This is a genomic window from Corynebacterium sp. MSK035 (assembly GCF_030232615.1).
GTDB classification, from domain to species: domain Bacteria; phylum Actinomycetota; class Actinomycetes; order Mycobacteriales; family Mycobacteriaceae; genus Corynebacterium; species Corynebacterium jeikeium_D.
On the sequence record NZ_JASPJP010000002.1, the window covers coordinates 284,385 to 305,329 of the forward strand.

General features: G+C 58.3%; 14 protein-coding genes and 3 tRNA genes. 1 reads left to right on the forward strand and 16 read right to left on the reverse strand.

Features of this window, described 5'->3' with window-relative positions; all coding sequences use genetic code 11:
- Positions 1-444: 444 nt before the first annotated feature.
- From fusA to rpsL, 3 genes are all read right to left on the reverse strand, one after another.
- Positions 445-2,577: an elongation factor G gene (gene fusA / locus QP978_RS02660; RefSeq protein WP_080985608.1), complete on the reverse strand. Its 2,133-nt coding sequence runs from the start codon at positions 2,575-2,577 to the stop codon at positions 445-447.
- A gap of 299 nt (positions 2,578-2,876) precedes the next feature.
- A complete protein-coding gene (gene rpsG, locus QP978_RS02665) occupies positions 2,877-3,347 on the reverse strand; it encodes a 30S ribosomal protein S7 (protein WP_049193220.1) in 471 nt (156 codons plus the stop codon).
- Between the two features lie 3 nt (positions 3,348-3,350).
- A complete protein-coding gene (rpsL, locus tag QP978_RS02670) occupies positions 3,351-3,722 on the reverse strand; it encodes a 30S ribosomal protein S12 (RefSeq protein WP_038627636.1) in 372 nt (123 codons plus the stop codon).
- A gap of 542 nt (positions 3,723-4,264) precedes the next feature.
- On the opposite strand from rpsL, the gene QP978_RS02675 reads away from it, so the two are divergent.
- Positions 4,265-4,912 (forward strand): SDR family oxidoreductase, encoded by a 648-nt coding sequence (locus QP978_RS02675; protein WP_049193219.1) that lies wholly within the window; start codon positions 4,265-4,267, stop codon positions 4,910-4,912.
- A 301-nt stretch (positions 4,913-5,213) separates the two neighbouring features.
- Here QP978_RS02675 and QP978_RS02680 read toward each other — a convergent pair whose 3' ends face one another.
- The 13 genes from QP978_RS02680 to QP978_RS02740 form a co-directional block, all read right to left on the reverse strand.
- Positions 5,214-9,185, reverse strand: a complete 3,972-nt coding sequence (locus QP978_RS02680; RefSeq protein WP_088611918.1) for a DNA-directed RNA polymerase subunit beta' — start codon at positions 9,183-9,185, stop codon at positions 5,214-5,216.
- Between the two features lie 148 nt (positions 9,186-9,333).
- Complete coding sequence (gene rpoB / locus QP978_RS02685) at positions 9,334-12,822, reverse strand: DNA-directed RNA polymerase subunit beta (protein ID WP_284856808.1); 3,489 nt, start codon at positions 12,820-12,822, stop codon at positions 9,334-9,336.
- Positions 12,823-13,254: 432 nt separating this feature from the next.
- On the reverse strand, positions 13,255-14,220 hold the full coding sequence (pgfA, locus tag QP978_RS02690; protein WP_049170045.1) for a cell envelope lipid trafficking protein PgfA: 966 nt from the start codon (positions 14,218-14,220) through the stop codon (positions 13,255-13,257).
- A 223-nt stretch (positions 14,221-14,443) separates the two neighbouring features.
- Positions 14,444-14,827 (reverse strand): 50S ribosomal protein L7/L12, encoded by a 384-nt coding sequence (rplL, locus tag QP978_RS02695; RefSeq protein ID WP_016422047.1) that lies wholly within the window; start codon positions 14,825-14,827, stop codon positions 14,444-14,446.
- 124 nt (positions 14,828-14,951) lie between these two features.
- Positions 14,952-15,464 (reverse strand): 50S ribosomal protein L10, encoded by a 513-nt coding sequence (gene rplJ, locus QP978_RS02700; RefSeq protein ID WP_016422046.1) that lies wholly within the window; start codon positions 15,462-15,464, stop codon positions 14,952-14,954.
- 387 nt (positions 15,465-15,851) lie between these two features.
- Positions 15,852-16,484: a hypothetical protein gene (locus QP978_RS02705; RefSeq protein WP_147765949.1), complete on the reverse strand. Its 633-nt coding sequence runs from the start codon at positions 16,482-16,484 to the stop codon at positions 15,852-15,854.
- Positions 16,485-16,738: 254 nt separating this feature from the next.
- Complete coding sequence (rplA, locus tag QP978_RS02710; protein WP_016422044.1) at positions 16,739-17,443, reverse strand: 50S ribosomal protein L1; 705 nt, start codon at positions 17,441-17,443, stop codon at positions 16,739-16,741.
- Between the two features lie 101 nt (positions 17,444-17,544).
- Positions 17,545-17,982: a 50S ribosomal protein L11 gene (gene rplK, locus QP978_RS02715; RefSeq protein WP_016422043.1), complete on the reverse strand. Its 438-nt coding sequence runs from the start codon at positions 17,980-17,982 to the stop codon at positions 17,545-17,547.
- 316 nt (positions 17,983-18,298) lie between these two features.
- Entirely contained in the window at positions 18,299-19,168 is an 870-nt protein-coding gene (gene nusG, locus QP978_RS02720) for a transcription termination/antitermination protein NusG (RefSeq protein ID WP_048732408.1), read from the reverse strand.
- A 191-nt stretch (positions 19,169-19,359) separates the two neighbouring features.
- Entirely contained in the window at positions 19,360-19,668 is a 309-nt protein-coding gene (gene secE, locus QP978_RS02725) for a preprotein translocase subunit SecE (protein ID WP_284856809.1), read from the reverse strand.
- Between the two features lie 456 nt (positions 19,669-20,124).
- Positions 20,125-20,197 (reverse strand) — tRNA-Trp (locus QP978_RS02730).
- Between the two features lie 103 nt (positions 20,198-20,300).
- A tRNA-Met gene (locus tag QP978_RS02735) sits at positions 20,301-20,374 on the reverse strand.
- Positions 20,375-20,413: 39 nt separating this feature from the next.
- A tRNA-Thr gene (locus QP978_RS02740) sits at positions 20,414-20,486 on the reverse strand.
- Between the last annotated feature and the right edge of the window lie 459 nt (positions 20,487-20,945).

A 20,945-nucleotide genomic window follows, 5' to 3' on the forward strand; every position in this document is an offset into this window, starting at 1 on the left:
CACTCAATCCGCCTTCACAACATCAGAAGCCTTCAAGCTGTTCGCTTACGACTTCGGAACGTGCGCGCGCAAAAGAGCACTATTCTTTCACTGTGCCAGTTACTCGATACTAGGGCAGGATACTGGAGTTTTCCAAACCAGACCAACCCCCTAGTTAAGGGTGGGTAACGGCCAGCAACTCACATCGTCATTTACCTGCATAAATGCTAGATATTTGAGCTGCGATTTAAAATCGCCCAACGATATGAATTGCGAGCAGCTACCCCCTAGAGCTTCCCTGTGCTAACACACGCCAGCAGTCTGACGATGTCTCAGCACAGTCAAAGCTAAGGGAATCTATTAAAGGTGCAGACCCTCGCACTGCGTCCTCTAACGAGAGTGACAGTGCAGTGCGTGCAGGGATGGGGTCAACTCTGATTGAGTGCCCCACCCTACCGGCGCGATTTAAGCGCCGGTACGAGCTGCAATGATCTCCTCGGCCACGGAGGACGGAACCTCAGCGTAGGAGTCGAAAATCATGGTGTAGTTAGCGCGACCCTGGGTCTTGGAGCGCAGGTCACCAACGTAGCCGAACATCTCGGACAGCGGAACCAGAGCCTTGACAGCCTTGACGCCGGTGCGGTCTTCCATGGAGTTGACCTGGCCACGACGGGAGTTGATGTCACCGATAACTTCGCCCATGTACTCTTCCGGAGTAATGACCTCAACGGCCATCATCGGCTCGAGCAGGACCGGCTTAGCCTTCTGAACAGCTTCCTTCATAGCCTGCTGACCAGCGATCTTGAAGGCCATTTCAGAGGAGTCAACTTCGTGGTAAGCACCATCGAGCAGGGTTGCCTTGATGTTCACCAGCGGGTAGCCAGCGAGGGTACCGTACTGCATTGCGTCCTGAATACCAGCGTCGACAGACGGGATGTATTCCTTCGGAACACGACCACCAGTGACCTCGTTGACAAACTTGTAAGTGGTGGACTCGCCCTCTTCCACCTCGTCAGTAGCCGGAGCGTACGGCTCCAGAGCAATAATGACGCGGGCGAACTGACCCGAACCACCGGTCTGCTTCTTGTGGGTGTACTCGAACTTCTCGACCGGCTTGCGGATGGTCTCGCGGTAAGCAACCTGCGGGTTACCGATGTTTGCTTCAACCTTGAACTCGCGCTTCATGCGGTCAACCAGGACGTCGAGATGGAGCTCGCCCATACCGCCGATAACGGTCTGGCCGGTTTCCTCATCCAGGTGAACAGTGAAGGTCGGATCCTCTTCAGCCAGACGCTGAATAGCGGTACTCAGCTTCTCCTGGTCGGCCTTGGACTTCGGCTCAATAGCAACGTCGATAACCGGATCCGGGAAGGACATGGACTCCAGAACAATCGGAGCATCCTGTGCACACAGGGTGTCACCGGTGGTGGTGTCCTTTAGACCGATGAAGGCGTAGATGTTACCTGCCACTGCCTCGTCAACAGGGTTCTCCTTGTTGGCGTGCATCTGGAACAGCTTACCGACGCGCTCCTTCTTGTCCTTGGTGGCGTTCAGGACCTGCTGACCAGGCTCCACGCGACCGGAGTAAACGCGGACGAAGGTCAGCTTGCCGAAGAACGGGTGAGCAGCAATCTTGAATGCGAGAGCGGAGAACGGCTCATCCTTAGACGGCTTACGGACCATTTCGACGTCCTCGTCGCCCATCTGGTGGCCGTGAACTTCACCGATGTCCAGCGGATTCGGCAGGAAGTCAATGACAGCGTCGAGCAGCGGCTCAACACCCTTGTTCTTGTAGGCGGTACCACAGTAGACCGGGTAGACCTCAGAGTTCAGGACCATCTTGCGGATGGCACCCTTGATCTCGTCCATGGTCAGCTCTTCGCCACCGAAGTACTTCTCCATGAGCTCCTCGTCGGACTCAGCGACGGTCTCAATGAGCTTCTCACGGTACTCGTTAGCCTTGTCGACCATGTCCGCCGGAATCTCCTCGACCTGCGCAGGAGTGCCGATCTCAACCTTGCCCGGCCACATGAGGGCCTTCATCTCCAGCAGGTCAACAACGCCGTCGAAGTCATCCTCAGCGCCAATCGGCAGCTGCATAACCAACGGCTTAGCACCGAGGCGGTCAACGATGGTGCCAACGGTGTAGTAGAAGTCAGCGCCCAGCTTGTCCATCTTGTTGACGAAGCAAATACGCGGGACATCGTACTTCTGAGCCTGGCGCCAAACCTGCTCAGACTGCGGCTCGACACCTTCCTTACCGTCGAAGACTGCGACGGCACCGTCGAGCACACGCAGGGAACGCTCAACCTCAACGGTGAAGTCGACGTGGCCCGGGGTATCGATGATGTTGATCTGGTTGTCGTTCCAGAAACAGGTCACAGCAGCGGAGGTAATGGTAATACCGCGCTCCTTCTCCTGCTCCATCCAGTCGGTTGTGGACGCACCATCGTGAGTCTCGCCGACCTTGCGGTTAATACCCGTGTAGTACAGGATGCGCTCGGTCGTAGTCGTCTTACCAGCATCGATGTGCGCCATGATGCCGATGTTGCGGACCTTGTGGAGGTCCTTCTTTACGGGAAGTGCACCTTCAGCCACTTGATTCCCCACTCGTTTCAAATCGGTTTGGCGGTGAGACTCAATCACGGGATTGCAATTGGCCGTCAAATCCGCCGTCGGTCGGGTTTGCTTTATCTATAATGCCACCGTCTTGGCGCGAAGTCGCGCCGTGACGTACACCTATTGCGTAAATTCTACGCAAGACATCGGGTGTAAGCGCCGGGCTGGCCCCTATTGAGTGACCCTTAAAGATCTGTGGACCTCGACCGACGCGCGCCGTTGACATACCGGCAGCTGCTTTACGACGGTGACCACTCGCGGCCTCCGTCGATAAGCGATTACCAGCGGTAGTGAGCGAATGCGCGGTTTGCTTCCGCCATCTTGTGAGTGTCCTCACGACGCTTGACGGATGCACCCAGGCCGTTGGATGCATCGAGGATCTCGTTAGCGAGACGCTCGGTCATGGTGTTCTCACGGCGCTGACGGGAGAACATCAGCAGCCAGCGCAGTGCCAGCGTGGTGCCACGGCCCGGACGAACCTCGACCGGGACCTGGTAGGTGGCGCCACCAACACGGCGGGAACGAACCTCAAGAGCCGGCTTGACGTTCTCGATTGCGCGCTTCAGAGTCAGCACCGGATCAGTACCGGTCTTCTCTTCGCACATCTCAAGTGCACCGTAGACGATGCGCTCTGCAGTCGACTTCTTACCGTCGATCAGAACCTTGTTGACCAGCTGCGACACCAGAGGGGAGCCGTAGACCGGGTCGTTGACGACAGGACGCTTCTGTACTGGGCCCTTACGTGGCATGGCTTACTTCTCCTTCTTTGCGCCGTAGCGGGAACGAGCCTGCTTGCGGTCCTTGACGCCCTGGGTGTCAAGGGAACCACGGACGATCTTGTAGCGGACACCCGGGAGGTCCTTAACACGACCACCGCGAACGAGCACCATGGAGTGCTCCTGCAGGTTGTGGCCCTCACCCGGAATGTAAGCCGAAACCTCGACACCGGAGGTCAGGCGGACACGAGCGACCTTACGAAGAGCCGAGTTCGGCTTCTTCGGGGTGGTGGTGTAAACACGGGTGCAAACGCCGCGGCGCTGAGGGGAACCCTTCAGAGCTGCGGTTGCAACCTTAGCCTTCTTGTCATGGCGGCCCTTGCGGACCAGCTGCTGAATAGTGGGCATGAAGCCTCTTTCTGTTTTCAATCCTCGCTGGACATTCTCACGACCGATGCCAACCGCAGCGGAGTAACCACCTTCCGTGTGAATGCATCACAAGAAAAGTTATTACTCATCCAGTGGTGAGCCCATCGGTTGAACGCAAGAAATGGAGGGATTTTGAACGTGCGAAACCCAGTCAGCCGCTCTCGCTGGCCTACTGGGTAATGTCTCAAGTTCCCAATTCTTTTCTGGGATCGTTGTATAACAGTACGCGAGCTGCGGGTTTAGTCCAAACACCCTGGTAATGGCCTATAAATTTCAAGCACTTTGAGCGCTTGTGGGCTTGGTGATCAAATTTTTGGGTGTTCAGCACGGCGCGCCTCGCCCCAAAAGACGCAGACGTTACTATGCCGGTTTGAATCGATAACGCGGCCAATTCTGCCGTCCGTTCGGTTTGCCCATAGTACTGTCCTGCATCAGCGCTGGAGAAACTTAATCGCCATGTTCACCACAGGCGAATGCCTTCTTCATTGCCAGCAGTGTACTGGCAGCGTATAGGTGGGGACATGTCTAAGAAGGTTATTGTCATTGGCGGCCACGGCAAGGTGGCCCAAATCGCTACTCCCCTACTTATCGACGATGGCTACGAGGTCACGTCTGTTATTCGCAACCCCGACCAGGTTCCGGATATCGAGGCTCTCGGCGCCACACCAGCCGTTTACGACATCGCCAGTCTCTCGACCGAACAGTTTGCGGACCTTCTCAGCGGGCACGACGCTGTGATTTGGTCCGCCGGCGCTGGTGGAGGTTCACCAGAACGGACGTACGCGATCGACCGCGACGCAGCTATTACTTCGATTGCCGCAGCCGAGCAGGCTGGCGTTAAGCGCTACGTGATGGTCTCTTACTTTGGTGCGGGCCACGACCATGGCGTTCCAGAGGATCACAGCTTCTTTGCCTATGCCGAGTCCAAGGCTGCAGCCGACGAAGCGCTGCGCGCTTCAAACCTGGAATGGACCATTCTCGGCCCGAGTGCGCTCACGCTCAACGAGGGCCAGGATTCCATCGACACCACGGCGGACAAGGCAGGCGAGGTCGCTCGTGCGACCGTTGCCAATGTCATCGCGCAGACCGTGTTCAACGAGGCTACCGTTGGTCGCATGATTAACTTCAACGAGGGCAACACTCCGATTGCAGAGGCTCTCAAGATGTAGAGGAGGGAGGCCGGGACGGGCCCCTAGCCCTCCCTCCCCTGCCCCTGCCTCTGTTCCTATCGCCTTTCTTCAGTCTCCAGCCGAGTTTTCCAGTTGGGTTGCCTCGACAAAGAAAAATCCTCCGGCACGACCGTGACGAACTAGCAATCCGCTAGTAAGCCACAACTGTGCCGGAGGATTTTTCCGGTTGCCACCTAACAGTTAGCGCACGAAGCCCCAACTGTCAGGCGAGGTGCTTTGCCAGACAGTGACCGAGGGAATTCTCCCGCTCCCCCAGCCGCTGCCGCAAAGCTATTGATTTCTACTCGAAGGTTCCGATGTCATCCAGCGGAACTGCGGAACCGACCTGATCGATGCCGTAGGTGTCCTCGGCACCGTAGAAGCCCTCGCCGAAGGAAGCGAACGGGGCGGCTGCCTGGCGGGCAGCTTCCTCAGTCGGCTCAACCGTGATGTTGCGGTAGCGCGAGATACCCGTACCAGCCGGGATCAGCTTACCGATGATCACGTTCTCCTTCAGGCCGATGAGCTTATCCGAGCGCTTGTTGATAGCGGCGTCGGTAAGCACGCGCGTCGTCTCCTGGAAGGAGGCGGCGGACAGCCAGGACTCGGTGGCCAGCGATGCCTTGGTAATACCCATCAGCACGCGGCGGCCTTCGATGACGCTGCCACCGGAGGCGACAATCTCGCGGTTCTTCGCCATGACCGTGGAGCGCTCGACCAGTGCACCTGGCAGCAGTTCGGAGTCACCTGGCTTAGACACAATCACGCGGCGCAGCATCTGGCTGACGATAACCTCGATGTGCTTGTCGTGAATGGCCACACCCTGATCACGGTAGACCGACTGGACTTCCTCGATGAGGTGGCGCTGGACGCCTCGGCGGCCCAGAACCTCGAGGACCTCGTGCGGATCGGCAGCGCCCTTGAGCAGCTGCTGACCCTTGACCACGTGGTCACCATCGCGGATGGCGCGACGACGGCCATCGACAGTGATTTCAGCCAGGCCCTGACGCTTGGACAGCTTGTCGTAAACAACCTCGTCTTCGCTGTTGGCATCCGGGATGAGGGTGAGCGTGTAGAAGTGCTCGTCCTCCTCCAGGCGCACGCGACCGTTTTCGCGGACCAGTGGAGCCTTGTTCTTCGGCACGCGGGCCTCGAACAGCTCCTGGACGCGCGGCAGACCACCGGTAATGTCGCCACCGACACCACCCTGGTGGAACGTACGCATGGTCAGCTGGGTACCCGGCTCACCAATGGACTGCGCAGCGACAATACCGACAGCCTCTCCGATGTCGACGAGCTTGCCGGTTGCCATCGAGCGACCGTAGCACTTGGCACAGACACCGGTTGCGGTGGAACAGGTCAGAACCGAGCGGACCTTGACTTCCTTGACACCGTGGCTGAGAGCCAGGGTGATGTGGTCGTCGTTCAGGTCGGTGTCAGCTGCGATAAGGACATTGCCCTCAGCGTCGGTGACATCGGCTGCCAGCACACGAGCAATCGCGGCGGTCTCGACATACTTCGCACGACGGATCTCGCCGGTCGGGTTGCCGGCTGCGTCCAGAACATCCTCGCCAATCTCGACAATGACACCATCGTGGGTACCACAGTCCTCTTCGCGAACGATGACGTCCTGTGCAACGTCAACCAGACGACGGGTCAGGTAACCCGAGTCAGCGGTACGAAGCGCGGTATCGGCCAGACCCTTACGGGAACCGTGCGAGTTGTTGAAGTACTCGAGAACCGACAGGCCTTCGCGGAAGGAGGTCTTAATCGGACGGGTGATGTATTCACCACGAGGGTTCGTAACCATACCCTTCATGCCGGCCAGCGAGTGAATCTGGCCCATGTTACCGGCGGCACCCGACTTCACGATCATCGGAATCGGGTTGTCATCCGGGTACAGAGCCTCGACCTTTTCACCGACCTCAGCCGTCGCGGCCTTCCACAGGTTAACCAGCGACTCGTGACGCTCAGCAGCCGAGAGCTTACCGCGGCGGAACTTCTTCTCCACCGTGGCGGCCTTCTCTTCGTAGCCGTTCAGAATCTCCCGCTTGTTCGGGAGGACCAGCACGTCAGACATAGCAATGGTGACACCAGAACGGGTAGCCCAGTAGAAACCAGCATCCTTGAGCTTGTCGACGGTCTGAGCGACCGTAATCATCGGGTACTTGGCAGCCAAGTCGTTAATGATTGCAGCCTGCGGCTTCTTAGCCATAACGCCTTCGACGTATGGGTAGTTCCACGGCAGCAGGTCGTTGAACATAACGCGGCCCAGCGTGGTCGAAGCCAGCCAGGTATCGCCCTTGTTCCAACCGTCTGGGAACTGCTCGGATTCAATCTCAGCCGGCGGACGCAGGTGGCTGATGCGCACCTTAATCGGACTCTGCAGGCCAATTGCACCGCGGTCGTAAGCCATGATGGCCTCGGCCGGGCTGGTGTAAATACCCTGCTCCGGTGCGTCCTCGGTGGCATCCTGGTGGCCACCCGGCAGCTCCGGCTTCTCCAGCGTCAGGAAGTACAGGCCAGTGACCATATCCAGACGCGGCATAGCCAGCGGCTTACCGGAAGCCGGCGACAGAATGTTGTTCGAGGACAGCATCAGGACGCGAGCCTCGGCCTGTGCTTCAGCGGACAGCGGCAGGTGGACTGCCATCTGGTCACCGTCGAAGTCGGCGTTGAAAGCCTCACAAGCCAGTGGGTGCAGCTGAATTGCCTTCCCCTCAACCAGGACCGGCTCGAACGCCTGAATACCCAGGCGGTGCAGCGTAGGTGCACGGTTCAGCAGAACCGGGTGTCCGGTAATGACATCTTCGAGGACGTCCCAGACCTCTGGGCGCTGACGCTCAACCATGCGCTTTGCGCTCTTGATGTTCTGCGCGTAGCTCTTGGCCACGAGCTCCTTCATCACGAACGGCTTGAACAGCTCGAGAGCCATCAGCTTCGGCAGACCACACTGGTGCAGCTTCAGCTGCGGGCCGACGATAATAACCGAACGGCCGGAGTAGTCAACACGCTTACCCAGCAGGTTCTGACGGAAACGACCCTGCTTACCCTTGAGCAGGTCGCTCAGGGACTTCAGCGGGCGGTTACCCGGACCAGTGACCGGGCGGCCGCGACGTCCGTTGTCGAACAGTGCGTCAACGGATTCCTGAAGCATGCGCTTCTCGTTGTTGACGATAATCTCCGGAGCGCCGAGGTCGATCATGCGCTTCAGGCGGTTGTTGCGGTTGATGACACGACGGTAGAGGTCGTTCAAGTCCGAGGTCGCAAAGCGGCCACCGTCGAGCTGCACCATCGGGCGCAGCTCCGGCGGAATCACCGGAATGCAGTCGAGCACCATAGCGGCCGGGTCGTTGCCGGACTGCAGGAATGCAGTGACAACCTTCAGGCGCTTGAGGGCGCGCATCTTCTTCTGCCCCTTGCCGTCGCGAATAATCTCGCGCAGCTCCTCGGCCTCCTTGGCCAGGTCGAAGTTGCGGATCAGGGTCTGAATAGCCTCAGCACCCATACCACCGGTGAAGTAGTCCTCGTAGCGGTCGACGAGCTCGGTGTAAATACCCTCGTCGATAATCATCTGCTTCGGCTCGAGCTTGATGAAGGTGTTCCAGATCTCGTCGAGACGATCCAGCTCGCGCTGGGCGCGCTCACGGATGTGGCGCATCTCGCGCTCGGCTGCAGACTGAACCTTCTTACGGGCGTCAGCCTTGGCACCGGCTGCCTCGAGCTCAGCCAGATCCTCTTCCAGGGTCTGGGCACGCTCGGCCAGCTCCTGGTCGCGGTCGTCCTCAACCAGCTTCTTGTCCACGAGCATGTCTGCTTCGAGGGTTTCCTGGTCGTTGTGGCGAGCCTCTTCATCCACGGAGGTGATGATGTTGGCGGCGAAGTAGATGATCTTTTCCAGATCCTTCGGAGCCAGGTCGAGCAGGTAGCCGAGGCGGGACGGCACACCCTTGAAGTACCAGATGTGAGTGACCGGAGCGGCCAGCTCAATGTGGCCCATGCGCTCACGGCGAACCTTCGACTTGGTCACCTCAACGCCACAGCGTTCACAGATGATGCCCTTGAAGCGAACGCGCTTGTACTTACCACAAGCACACTCCCAGTCACGGGTCGGGCCGAAGATACGCTCACAGAAAAGGCCATCCTTTTCCGGCTTCAGCGTACGGTAGTTAATCGTCTCGGGCTTCTTGACCTCACCGCGAGACCAGCGGCGGATGTCGTCGGCGGTAGCGAGCCCAATCCGGAGCTCGTCAAAGTTGTTGACGTCGAGCACCTGTTTTCCCTTTCCCTCCGCATCGAAGTAATGCGGAAACCAAATTCTCTGCGGAGGTTTTTGTACGTTGTCGTCTGTGTTGGGTTATTCGCGAGTTAGGGCTTCCCGACCCTGATACTCACGCAATGTTTCGTCGTTAAGCGAGAAACTATGCGGAGTCAGCGTCGGAACGCTCATCGCGGGACAGGTTAATGCCGAGGGAAGCGGTCGCGTGGTCGAGTTCCTCATCGTCGGAGGAGCCCAACTCAACCGGAACGCCGTCGGCCGAAAGGACCTCAACGTTCAGGCAGAGCGACTGCAGTTCCTTCAGAAGCACCTTGAACGACTCCGGAATACCCGGATCCGGAATGCTGTCGCCCTTCACGATTGCCTCGTAGACCTTGACGCGGCCAACCACGTCATCGGACTTGATGGTGAGCAGCTCCTGCAGGGTGTAGGCAGCGCCGTATGCCTGCATTGCCCACACCTCCATCTCACCGAAGCGCTGACCACCGAACTGAGCCTTACCACCCAGCGGCTGCTGAGTAATCATGGAGTACGGACCGGTGGAACGAGCGTGAATCTTCTCGTCGACCAGGTGGTGCAGCTTCAGCATGTACATGTAGCCCACCGAAACCGGGAACGGGAACTTCTCGCCAGAGCGGCCGTCGAACAGCGTGGCCTTACCGTCAGCGTTGACCAGCACCTCGCCGTCACGGTTCGGGCGGGACGACGCGAGCAGACCAGCGAGCTCCTCGTTCTCAGCACCGTCGAACACTGGGGTTGCAACCAGGGAGTCGGACGGAACGTCGTGCAGGTCAGCCGGAAGACGCTTAGCCCAATCCGGGTCGCCCTCAATGCTCCAGCCGGCCTTCGCCAGCCAGCCGAGGTGAACCTCGAGGACCTGGCCGATGTTCATACGACGCGGAACACCGTGGGTGTTCAGAATGATGTCGACCGGGGTGCCGTCCGGCAGGAACGGCATATCCTCCTGCGGCAGGATCTTGCCGATAACACCCTTGTTACCGTGGCGACCTGCCATCTTGTCGCCGTCCTGAATCTTGCGCTTCTGCGCAACGTAGACGCGGACCATCTCGTTGACACCCGGTGCCAGGTCGTCATCGTCTTCACGGGAGAAGACGCGGACGCCGATGACCTTGCCGGACTCACCGTGCGGAACACGCATGGAGGTGTCACGGACCTCGCGGGACTTCTCGCCGAAGATAGCGCGCAGCAGGCGCTCCTCCGGAGTCAGCTCAGTCTCGCCCTTCGGCGTGGTCTTAGCGACCAGGATGTCACCGTCGCGAACGTCGGCACCGATGCGGACGATACCGCGGTCATCCAGATCCTTCAGCATCTCCTCGGATGCGTTCGGGATGTCACGGGTGATTTCCTCCGGACCCAGCTTGGTGTCGCGGGCATCAATCTCATGCTCCTCGATGTGAATCGAGGTCAGGATGTCCTCCTCAACCATGCGCTGGTTCAGGATGATGGCGTCCTCGTAGTTGTGTCCTTCCCACGGCATGAATGCCACGAGCAGGTTCTTACCAAGTGCCATCTCACCGTTGTCGGTACCCGGACCGTCAGCGATGACCTGGCCGGCCTCAACACGCTGGCCTTCGTCAACCAGTGGCTTCTGGTTGTAGCAGGTGCCCTGGTTGGTGCGTTCGAACTTGCGCAGCAGGTAGGTGTGGCGCTGGCCCTCATCATCCATGATGGTGATGAAGTCTGCCGACACGGTCTCGACCACACCGGTGGCCGAAGCGACAATGACATCGCCGGCGTCGTAAGCCGCACGCTGCTCCATACCAGTACCGACGAACGGAGCCTCCGAACGCAGCAGCGGCACAGCCTGGCGCTGCATGTTCGCACCCATCAGGGCACGGTTAGCGTCGTCGTGCTCGAGGAACGGAATCATGGCGGTAGCCACGGAGACCATCTGACGCGGGGAAACATCGAGGTAGTCGACCTCATCGGCGCGGACGGACTCGACGTCACCACCCTTCTTACGAACAGACAGAGTCTCCTGAACGAAGTGGCCGTTCTCGTCGATCGGGGTGTTGGCCTGCGCGACGACGTAGCGGTCTTCCTCATCAGCGGTGAGGTAGTCGACCTCGTCGGTGATGACACCATCGCGGACGCGACGGTACGGAGTCTCAATGAAACCGAACGGGTTCACGCGTGCGTAGCAGGACAGCGAACCAATCAGGCCAATGTTCGGACCCTCTGGGGTCTCAATTGGACACATGCGACCGTAGTGGGACGGGTGAACGTCTCGAACCTCAAGGCCAGCACGGTCACGGGTCAGACCACCCGGGCCCAGTGCAGACAGACGACGCTTGTGGGTCAGACCCGACAGCGAGTTGTTCTGGTCCATGAACTGGGACAGCTGGGAAGTACCGAAGAACTCACGGATAGCCGCGGAAACCGGGCGCACGTTAATCAGGGTGGTCGGCTGGATCGACTCCACGTCCTGAGTGGTCATGCGCTCACGAACCACGCGTTCCATGCGGGACAGACCCACGCGGACCTGGTTCTGAATCAGCTCGCCTACGGTACGCAGACGACGGTTACCGAAGTGGTCGATATCGTCGGTCTCAACCGGGATCTCAACACCTTCCGGCGAGGTCATAACATTCTCGCCGTCGTGCAGGCGCACAAGGTATTCGATGGTGGTAGCAATATCCTGCTCGGTCAGAACCATCTCGCCGGAGGCATCAGCGCCCAGACCCAGCTTGCGGTTGACCTTGTAGCGACCGACCTTAGCCAGGTCGTAGCGCTTCGGCTTGAAGAAGTTGTTCTCCAGCAGAGCCAGCGCGGACTCGCGCGTCGGCGGCTCACCCGGGCGCTGCTTGCGGTAAATCTCCAGCAGAGCCTCGTCGGTGTTTGCAACACCGTCCTTCTCCAGGGTGGCCATCATGATCTCAGAGAAGCCGAAGCGCTCCTTGATCTCCTCGGTGGTCCAGCCGAAAGCCTTCAACAGAACCGTGACCGGCTGGCGACGCTTACGGTCAATACGAACGCCGACGGTGTCCCGCTTGTCGACGTCGAACTCCAGCCACGCACCGCGCGACGGAATAATCTTCACCGAGTGCAGCGGGCGCTCGGTGGACTTGTCGATGGTCTCATCGAAGTAGACGCCCGGAGAGCGCACCAGCTGAGAAACAACGACACGCTCAGTTCCGTTGACGATGAACGTACCCTTGTCCGTCATCATCGGGAAGTCACCGATGAAGACAGTCTGGCTCTTGATCTCACCGGTCTCGCGGTTGGTGAACTCCGCGGTGACGTAGAGGGGAGCCGAGTAGTTGATGTCCTTATCCTTGGACTCATCCACGGTGTTCTTAACGGAGTCGAACCATGGGTCCGACAGCGTCAGGGACATCTTCTGGGAGTAGTCCTCAATCGGAGAGAGCTCTTCTAGAATATCTTCGAGACCGCTGGTAACCCGAGCGTCTTCTCCGAGCTCCTCCTGGCGACGAGCACGCCACTCAGGCGTGCCAATGAGCCATGCGAAAGACTCACGCTGCAGGTCGAGCAGACCAGGAACCGCAATCGGCTCCTGAATCTTTGCAAACGAGTACCTCTTCGAAGCTCCGGGAATACCGGTTACTGCCTTGGTCTGGCGGGAGACTGCCAAGATGCGTCCTTCCAGCACCTCACGCGGTGGAGCACACCGGCAACCGGTGGTGCGCTCCGCCCGCTTGGTTTATACGCGATTCAAGTTGCAGGAATTATTTCTGTTGCGCACCGGGATACTTTGCGTCTAACCTTTGGTCACACACGAAAGTGATTCCCCCGCCACTTGGCCTCCAAGACCAGCCTTTAAAGGCGAGCCCCGAGCCCTAACGGCGGCGCCGCAGCAACTCCTTTAACAGCTAGATGCACGAAAAACGGTGCTACATAATAGCCCCGCGCTCCGAGCGCAAACTATAAAAGAGCTGGCGACAGATACACTAATTCCAGCGCAACGATTTAGCCTATGTCAAAAACTGGCAGTTGTCTAGTACAACTTGACAAATCGGGCGTGTCGCATTCACCCGTTACCGATATAACGATGAGGCCTGGGCGCTATGGCCGTCGTAAAGCGTTACTCTGCTTTACGACGGGTCGAAGGACGCACGATGCCCACGATTGCGATGAATACCAGAATTGAACCGGACGCAATGAGGCCGATTGACCACGGCTCTAGAGCTGGGCGCTGGAAATTCTGTATTGCGCCAAAGAGAAGCTGATTGGAAAGGCCTTCGTCCATCTTGCCGTTGAAGCGCAGGTAGTCCATGATCGGCTCGCCGTCGCGGGTCTCCCACCAAAGGTGGATGTCCTCGGCCATATCGATGACCGAGCCAGACTTGGGCTCAACCCACAAATCACGGGTGCCCTGGTACTGGAGGAAGCCGGACTTGTCATCCTGGGTTAGCTGAGAGACATAAGAACGGTACTTCTGGGCGAGATTCGTCTTCTCAATGTCCTGACGGAAATGCAGGACACGGTTACCACCGCGCTCCTCTTCCCCGACAAACTTTGCTGGTAAGGAATCGTGGAGGAGATCATCAAAGATCAGGTATTCCTTTTCCTCCGTGTCGGCCGGGAGCTTCACCCAGTTCCCCTCGAAAGCCACTGACCGTGGAACGCCCGCCATGCGGTCGACAAGCGTCGCAGGAGCCAGCGCCTCGCCGGTGAGTCGGTCGATGGTAACTGTCCAGATATTGGCCTCGATAAGCTCCGTCAGCGGGTCGGTGCCGATAACCTCAGGGGGAAGCTCACGCATTTCAGTCACGCCGACGCGGAGCGAAACCTTGTCCGCATCCGCGGGTTCGATGAGCACGCCGTGAAGCTGTCGCTGCAGCGGCGAGTGCACTTCTTCCCGCTTGCCCTCTTCGTTAATCCTGGTGGATACGCCGTCTTCCGCCCGCAGGGTATACGACACCGGCGGCAGGTCAAGCGGCATTTTGGGATCAACATTGAGCACTTTGGGCAGCAAAATGCCAGCAGCAAGCAGTGCGGTGCCTAGACCCAACAGAAGGATAGACAGAATTCTCGGCCGTGAGAGCATGTTAGATACTTTACAGGCCAATAAGGGTAATCAAGACAATGAGTGGGCTGGTTTTTGCCTCAACTCCCTGTGACGGGTGAGATTAGTGAGGTTTTGCCCGGGTCAGGCGGGTTAGCAAAGGCCCCAGAAACAAAAGAACCGCCAACCCCGGGCACGAAGCCCAGAATTGGCGGTCATAATTGGTAGCTTTAGGCCACTACCGGGGCCGAGGCAAGTAATTGAATTACTTGAGGGCAACCTTTGCGCCAGCCTCTTCCAGCTTAGCCTTAGCAGCCTCAGCGTCGTCCTTGGAAGCACCCTCCAGGATAGCCTTCGGAGCGGACTCAACCATCTCCTTAGCCTCCTTCAGGCCCAGGCCGGAGACGATCTCGCGGACAGCCTTAATAACGCCGATCTTCTTAGCGCCAGCGTCCTCGAGGACGACGTCGAACTCGTCCTTCTCCTCAGCAGCAGCCTCGCCGCCAGCAGCGCCTGCAGCAGCAACTGCAACCGGAGCAGCAGCGGTAACGTCGAACTCTTCCTCGAAAGCCTTCTTGAACTCGGTGAGCTCAACGAGGGTCATTTCCTTGAAAGCCTCGAGCAGTTCCTCAGTGGTGTACTTAGCCATGGATATTCTCCTATGAGTGTGGTGCGGCCGCTCCCCTCAGAGATCCCTGGGGTCGAAGCCGTCAAAGTGATATTGAAAAGTTTTTCGCGTGATTTAGTTCGCGTAGATCGCGAGCCGCTCGGGATTACTTCTTTTCCTCGAGTGCCGCAGCAAGGCGGGCAACCGAGGAGGTCGGAGCGTCGAGCAGGCCAGCGACGTTCGCCAGAACGCCATTGAAGGCACCAGCCAGCTTTGCCAGCGTGGTCTCACGGTTATCCATATCCGCAAGAGCCTCGAACTGTGCTGCATCCATTGCAGCACCGTCCATGTAGCCGCCCTTGATCACGAGGTTCTTGTTGTCACCGGCGAACTTCTTAATCGCCTTAGCCGCATCCACAGCCTCGCCCTTGATGAAGGCGACTGCAGTCGGGCCGTTCAGGTGCTCATCAAGACCCTCAATCCCTGCCTCGTCGGCAGCGATCTTGATCATGGTGTTCTTGGCGACGGAGTACTTAACATCAGCACCGAGGGCGCGACGCAGTTCCGTGATTTCCGCAACGGACAGGCCGCGGTACTCAGTCAGCACGATAGCGTTGGACTCTTCGACGTCCTGCTTCAGCGCTGCAACAGCTGCAATCTTCTCAGCATTTGCTGCCATGTGTACTCTCGCCTCCTTCCTGGTCTTTGCAATTTTCCGCTCGGCCAAGTAAAGGATTCTGTTGCGCAAATACAACAAACGCCCCAATCCTCGCACAAGGATGGGGCGCACAATTCTTGTGGCATGTTCCGCTTCAACTCCGCCGACCGCAAGGACAACAGGTGAAGTCAAACTGCGCAAGCGCTTCCAAGTCCTCCTGCGTGGGCCGCTCACTGTATTCCTACAATGAAACCTTCAATCCGCTTCTTTCAAAGCGAATGACCGACGGTCTTCGGTGAAACTTGAGTACCAACCTCCATCTTCCCAACTCGATGTTGGTACCGATTGGAAGCCGGTCAAACTTCGTGAAGAAACTTTATACCAGACCCTGGCAATTAACCAAATCGCCTATCCAAACCGCGCCGGACCTGGCTCTCCGAAGCGGCCGAACTCCAGGTCCTTCTCACGTTGCTGGACAATCATCTCGAGCTCGGCAAAGTACGCATTCAGGTCGTCGTCGGCAAGCCAGAGCACTTGGTCGGCGTAGTCGAGCACCACGCGCACCATGTCGTCGGGATGTGCGTCCAATCTGGCGGCGTCGAGAATATCCACGGTGAGTGTCAGTGCCACGCGCACAACCGGCGGGATCTGCGATGCCAGGCACTGCTGCGCCACGACATTACGCAGCTCGACGGCCTCCATCCGCGCGATGATGCGCAACAGCCGCACGACCACGACCTGCGCCGCCCGAGCTTGTAGAGCTTCCTCCTCACTCATCCCCGGAAGCACCACAGAGTCCTGGATATTGCGGCGAAGGACCTCAGCTACGCGCTCGTCCTCTCCTAGCCCCGTCAGTACCTCGCCCAGCAGAGTCTGTCCCGCGATGCGCAGGCAGGGCATGTCATAGGCATCGTCGCCCAACGAGTCGAGATACGAGATGAGCTGCGGTTCAATAATTCCGGAACCGTCGTCGAGCTGCGCCAGGCGATTAATCTCGCCGAGCGCCTCCAGCCCTTCTTCGGGTTCCAAAATTAACGTCATAGTCGCGATTTTAAGCAACAAACTTTGGCTGTGAGTCCATTTCGCCTGGATTAGTTGTTTGGATTAGCAATTCGCTTTACGACGTCTACCGCGCCCAAGCCCCCACCGCGCTATCGATACCCCTTATGCCAATGCAAAACCGCCACCTTACACACTGTGGGAAAGTGCGCGCGGCGGCGGTTTTAAAGAGCTTTGCTCAGAGTCACTCTCGAGTGACTCGTGAAGAGCACACTCGCCTATCGGCTGATGCTGATTTAGGCGGTGTAGTCCTTGATCACGCTGGTGTCAACCGGGATGCCCGGGCCGTTGGTGGCGGAGACGGTGATCTTCTTCAGGTACTTACCCTTAGCAGCGGACGGCTTGAGGCGCATCAGCTCGTCGATAAGCGCACCGTAGTTCTCGGCCAGCTTCTCAGCGTCGAAGGAAGCCTTACCGATAACAGCCTGCAGGTTTGCAGCCTTGTCGACGCGGAAGGAAATCTTACCGCCCTTGATCTCGGTGACAGCCTTAGCGACATCCGGGGTAACGGTGCCGGTCTTCGGGTTCGGCATCAGACCACGCGGGCCGAGGATGCGAGCCACGCGACCAACCTTGGCCATCTGGTCCGGGGTAGCGATAGCAGCGTCGAAGTCGGTCCAGCCGCCCTGAATCTTCTCGATCAGCTCCTCGGAGCCGACGAAGTCAGCGCCAGCCTCTTCAGCCTTGGTGGCGTTCTCGCCAGCAGCGAAAACGACAACGCGGACGGTCTTACCGGTGCCGTTCGGCAGGGAGACAGTGCCGCGAACCAGCTGGTCAGCCTTGCGCGGGTCAACGCCCAGGCGGATAGCGACGTCGATAGTGGCGTCGTAGTTCTTGGAGGAAGTCTCCTTGGCCAGGTTAGCGGCCTCGAGCGGAGAATAGATGCGGCCGGCGTCGATCTTCTCGGCGGCGGCGCGGTATGCCTTAGAGTTCTTGCTCATGAAAAGTCCAATCTCAATTAAGTGAAATGGTTGGATTGTGGTGTGTAGCGGGCCGAAGCTGGCCCTACCACTTGATGAAGGAGCAGCTAAACGCTGACGGTTTACTTAGCGCCCTCGACGGTGATGCCCATGGAACGAGCGGTACCGGCGATGATGCGTGCACCCATCTCGATGTCGTTAGCGTTCAGGTCCGGCTTCTTCAGCTCGGCGATTTCCTTGCACTGCTCCCAGGTCACGGAACCGACCTTGTTGGTGTGCGGAACGCCAGAGCCCTTCTGAATGCCAGCGGCCTTCAGCAGCAGCTTAGCTGCCGGCGGGGTCTTCAGAACGAAGGTGAAGGAGCGGTCTTCGTAGACAGAAATTTCAACCGGGACAACGTTGCCACGCTGGTTCTCAGTTGCTGCGTTGTAAGCCTTGCAGAACTCCATGATGTTGACACCATGAGCACCCAGTGCCGGACCAACCGGCGGAGCCGGGTTAGCCTGACCAGCCTGAATCTGCAGCTTAATAATCGCAGAAAGCTTCTTCTTCGGAGCCATCGGATTAACCTACTTCCTAGTTACCGGGGCACGCCGCCCCGATGAAAAGGCGACTCACCCCGTCCGGATGCCGACGCTTTACGACGACCCTTGCGCCCTCGACCATCATGGCCGCTGGCGCTGGTCATCGAGTTGGTGCCAGCCACCGGGGATACGAATTACTTGGCGCATCTGTGCTCAAGGCACAAAAATGCACGCCTGGCTACGTTACCGCAGCGTATGGCGTGCATCAAAATCCGTTACCGGATTGGTTGCGCGAGCGAGCTAGCTGGTGCCTTGCTCGGCGCTTGGCTTGGCGGCCGGCTTAGTGCGAGGCCTAGTTCAGCTTCTCGACCTCATCGATGCCCAGCTCGACCGGGGTCTCACGGCCGAAGATGGAAACCAGAGCTTTCATGCGGCCGGTGTCCGGGTCGATCTCGGAGATGGTCGCAGCCACGGATGCGAACGGACCGGACAGGATGGTGACGGACTCGCCGACCTCGTAGTCGATGGCGACGGCCTTCTTCTCCGCCTGCGGCGCCGCTGCGACAGCCAGCTCACCGTCAGCATTTGCAGCTTCTTCAGCGGCGTCCGCGGTGATGGTCTCCTTCGGCATGAGGAACTTAGCGACCTCGCGAATCTTGACCTTGGACGGCTGGCCCTCGCTACCGACGAAGGAAGTAACACCCGGGGTGTCGCGGACGACGGACCAGGACGGGTCATCCAGGCTCATACGAACCAGAACGTAGCCCGGCAGCAGCTTGCGCTTAACGATCTTCTTCTTGCCGTCGTCCTTGCGCTCTTCGACTTCCTCAACCGGAACGATGACCTCGTGGATCTGCTCATCGACACCCATGGTCTGGGCGCGCATTTCCAGGTTGGTCTTCACCTTGTTCTCGTAGCCGGAGTAGCACTGGATGATGTACCAGTCGCCCGGACGACGCTTGAGCTCACGCTGGAACTCGCGCAGGCGCTTACGGTACTCGGCATCTGCGTCAGCAGCTGCCTGTGCCTCAGCGTCAGCGGCAGTCTCCTCTGCCGGCGCTGCTTCTGCTGCAGCAGAGTCAGCTGCGGCTGCGTCGGCTGCGGCTGCGACTGCACCCTCGGCCGGAGCTTCTACCTGAGCCGGTGCGTCCTGCGCATCCTGCTCAGTTGCGGCAGCATCCGCGGACTGGGCGTCGGAGAAAATATTCTGACCATCATTCATGTCGTGCTAACCCCTCTTGTATCTACATCAACGGTTCGCGACATTGGCATCTTCGCCTAAAGAGTCCTAAGAGCCAATATGCCATCCGCAATCACTTCGCACAGCCAGACACCAGCTGCGCTAACGAATAATCCCGCCGTCCGGAACTCGGAGGCGGGATGAAAAGCATCACTGCGAAACAGTATAACCGATTACTTACCCAACACCGATCGGACACCCAGACCGGCCAGCGTGTCCACACCCCACACGAGAGCGATCATGGCAATCAGGAACAGAATCACGATGATGCTGTAGGTGACCATCTGGCGGCCGGTCAGCCAAATCACCTTGCGCAGCTCGTCAACAACCTGCTTGATGAAAACCAAAGGATTACGAGTCGAAAGCTCGTTGGTCTCCTTCTCACGCGCAGGCTTCTTCGCCACGGTGGTCTGCGCGCCCGTCGCCTGGCGCTTACCGGACGGGCGAGCCGCCGCCTGGAAAGTCTGGTTTTCCTCAGACACGATGCTCCTTCGCTACTTCGTGCATATGAGACCTAAAGATACTGCACAGTGAAACTCAAACGTGAATTCTTCAAGGGCAAACCCCAGGGATGTTCTCCGGAGCCAAGCCCCCACTGTGCAGAGCAAGTCTGGTTCAGTGCGTAAATTCTAGCCGATAATCCACACTATCGAAGAAATGCCCTTCGTGGGAACCGCAGGCTTCGAGATTCGATTCTGACAACCCCAAAGAACTACGGGCTGCTAGCTCGGGCTGCTCGCTTCGGCCGCTCGCTCGGGGATGCGAACTTGGGGCTGCAAATGTGAAACTGTATGGGTTTATGACACTTTCAAGCCATTTTTCGGGCTGTTTTTGTCATAAACGCAGTCAGTAACTCGCATTGCCCCACCGCCACCGAACATAAACGAAAAACCCGCCACCCAGACGCATTTTCATACGCCCTGGATGACGGGTACTTGCAGGGGCGACAGGACTCGAACCTGCAACCTGCGGTTTTGGAGACCGCTGCTCTACCAATTGAGCCACGCCCCTTCACCACCAGCGAAAGAACTTCTCAGTCCTTAGCTGACAATGTCCCACCTTACTGCATTGCTGCATAATCAAGGCGGGGTTCGACGAACATCACTGTCCGTAGTAGCGATGGGGGGGATCGAACCCCCGACCTCACGATTATGAGTCGTGCGCTCTCACCATCTGAGCTACATCGCCCCTATTCTCTACCGGACATAAGTCCGTATAAAAGAACAGAGCCCCCTGACAGAATCGAACTGTCGACCTTTTCCTTACCATGGAAACGCTCTGCCGACTGAGCTAAGGGGGCATCAGCATCCGTTGAACTCAGCACGTAACTCCGTGGCCAATTGTTGACCGCTTTGTTTCGTTCTGTGCTCTCCGTGAAGCCTTGCAAAGATTAACCCGAAATCACCACTAAGCACAAATCAGCAGGTAGGCAGCGGTATTTCTTGTCATGTTTGCAGACATTTGGCGCGCACTTATGGATAATCTATTCACTTATCGATGAGCCCCAGCGGAACCATAAGTGAATAACTCATCGATGAGTGGCTGACCTCTAACTCGAGCCTCTAACTCGAGCCCCTGCCCCCGCTTAATCCAGAGCCCCTCACTCGAGCCCCTACCCCAAACCCCTGCCCCGCATCCCCACCAACGGCCCCTACAAACAAAAAATCACCGCGAGAAAGTTCGGGTTAAGTAAAGAAAAGTGTGTCCGCATGCCACCATAACCCCAGACCACACACCACAAATCACCAAAGAATAGCTC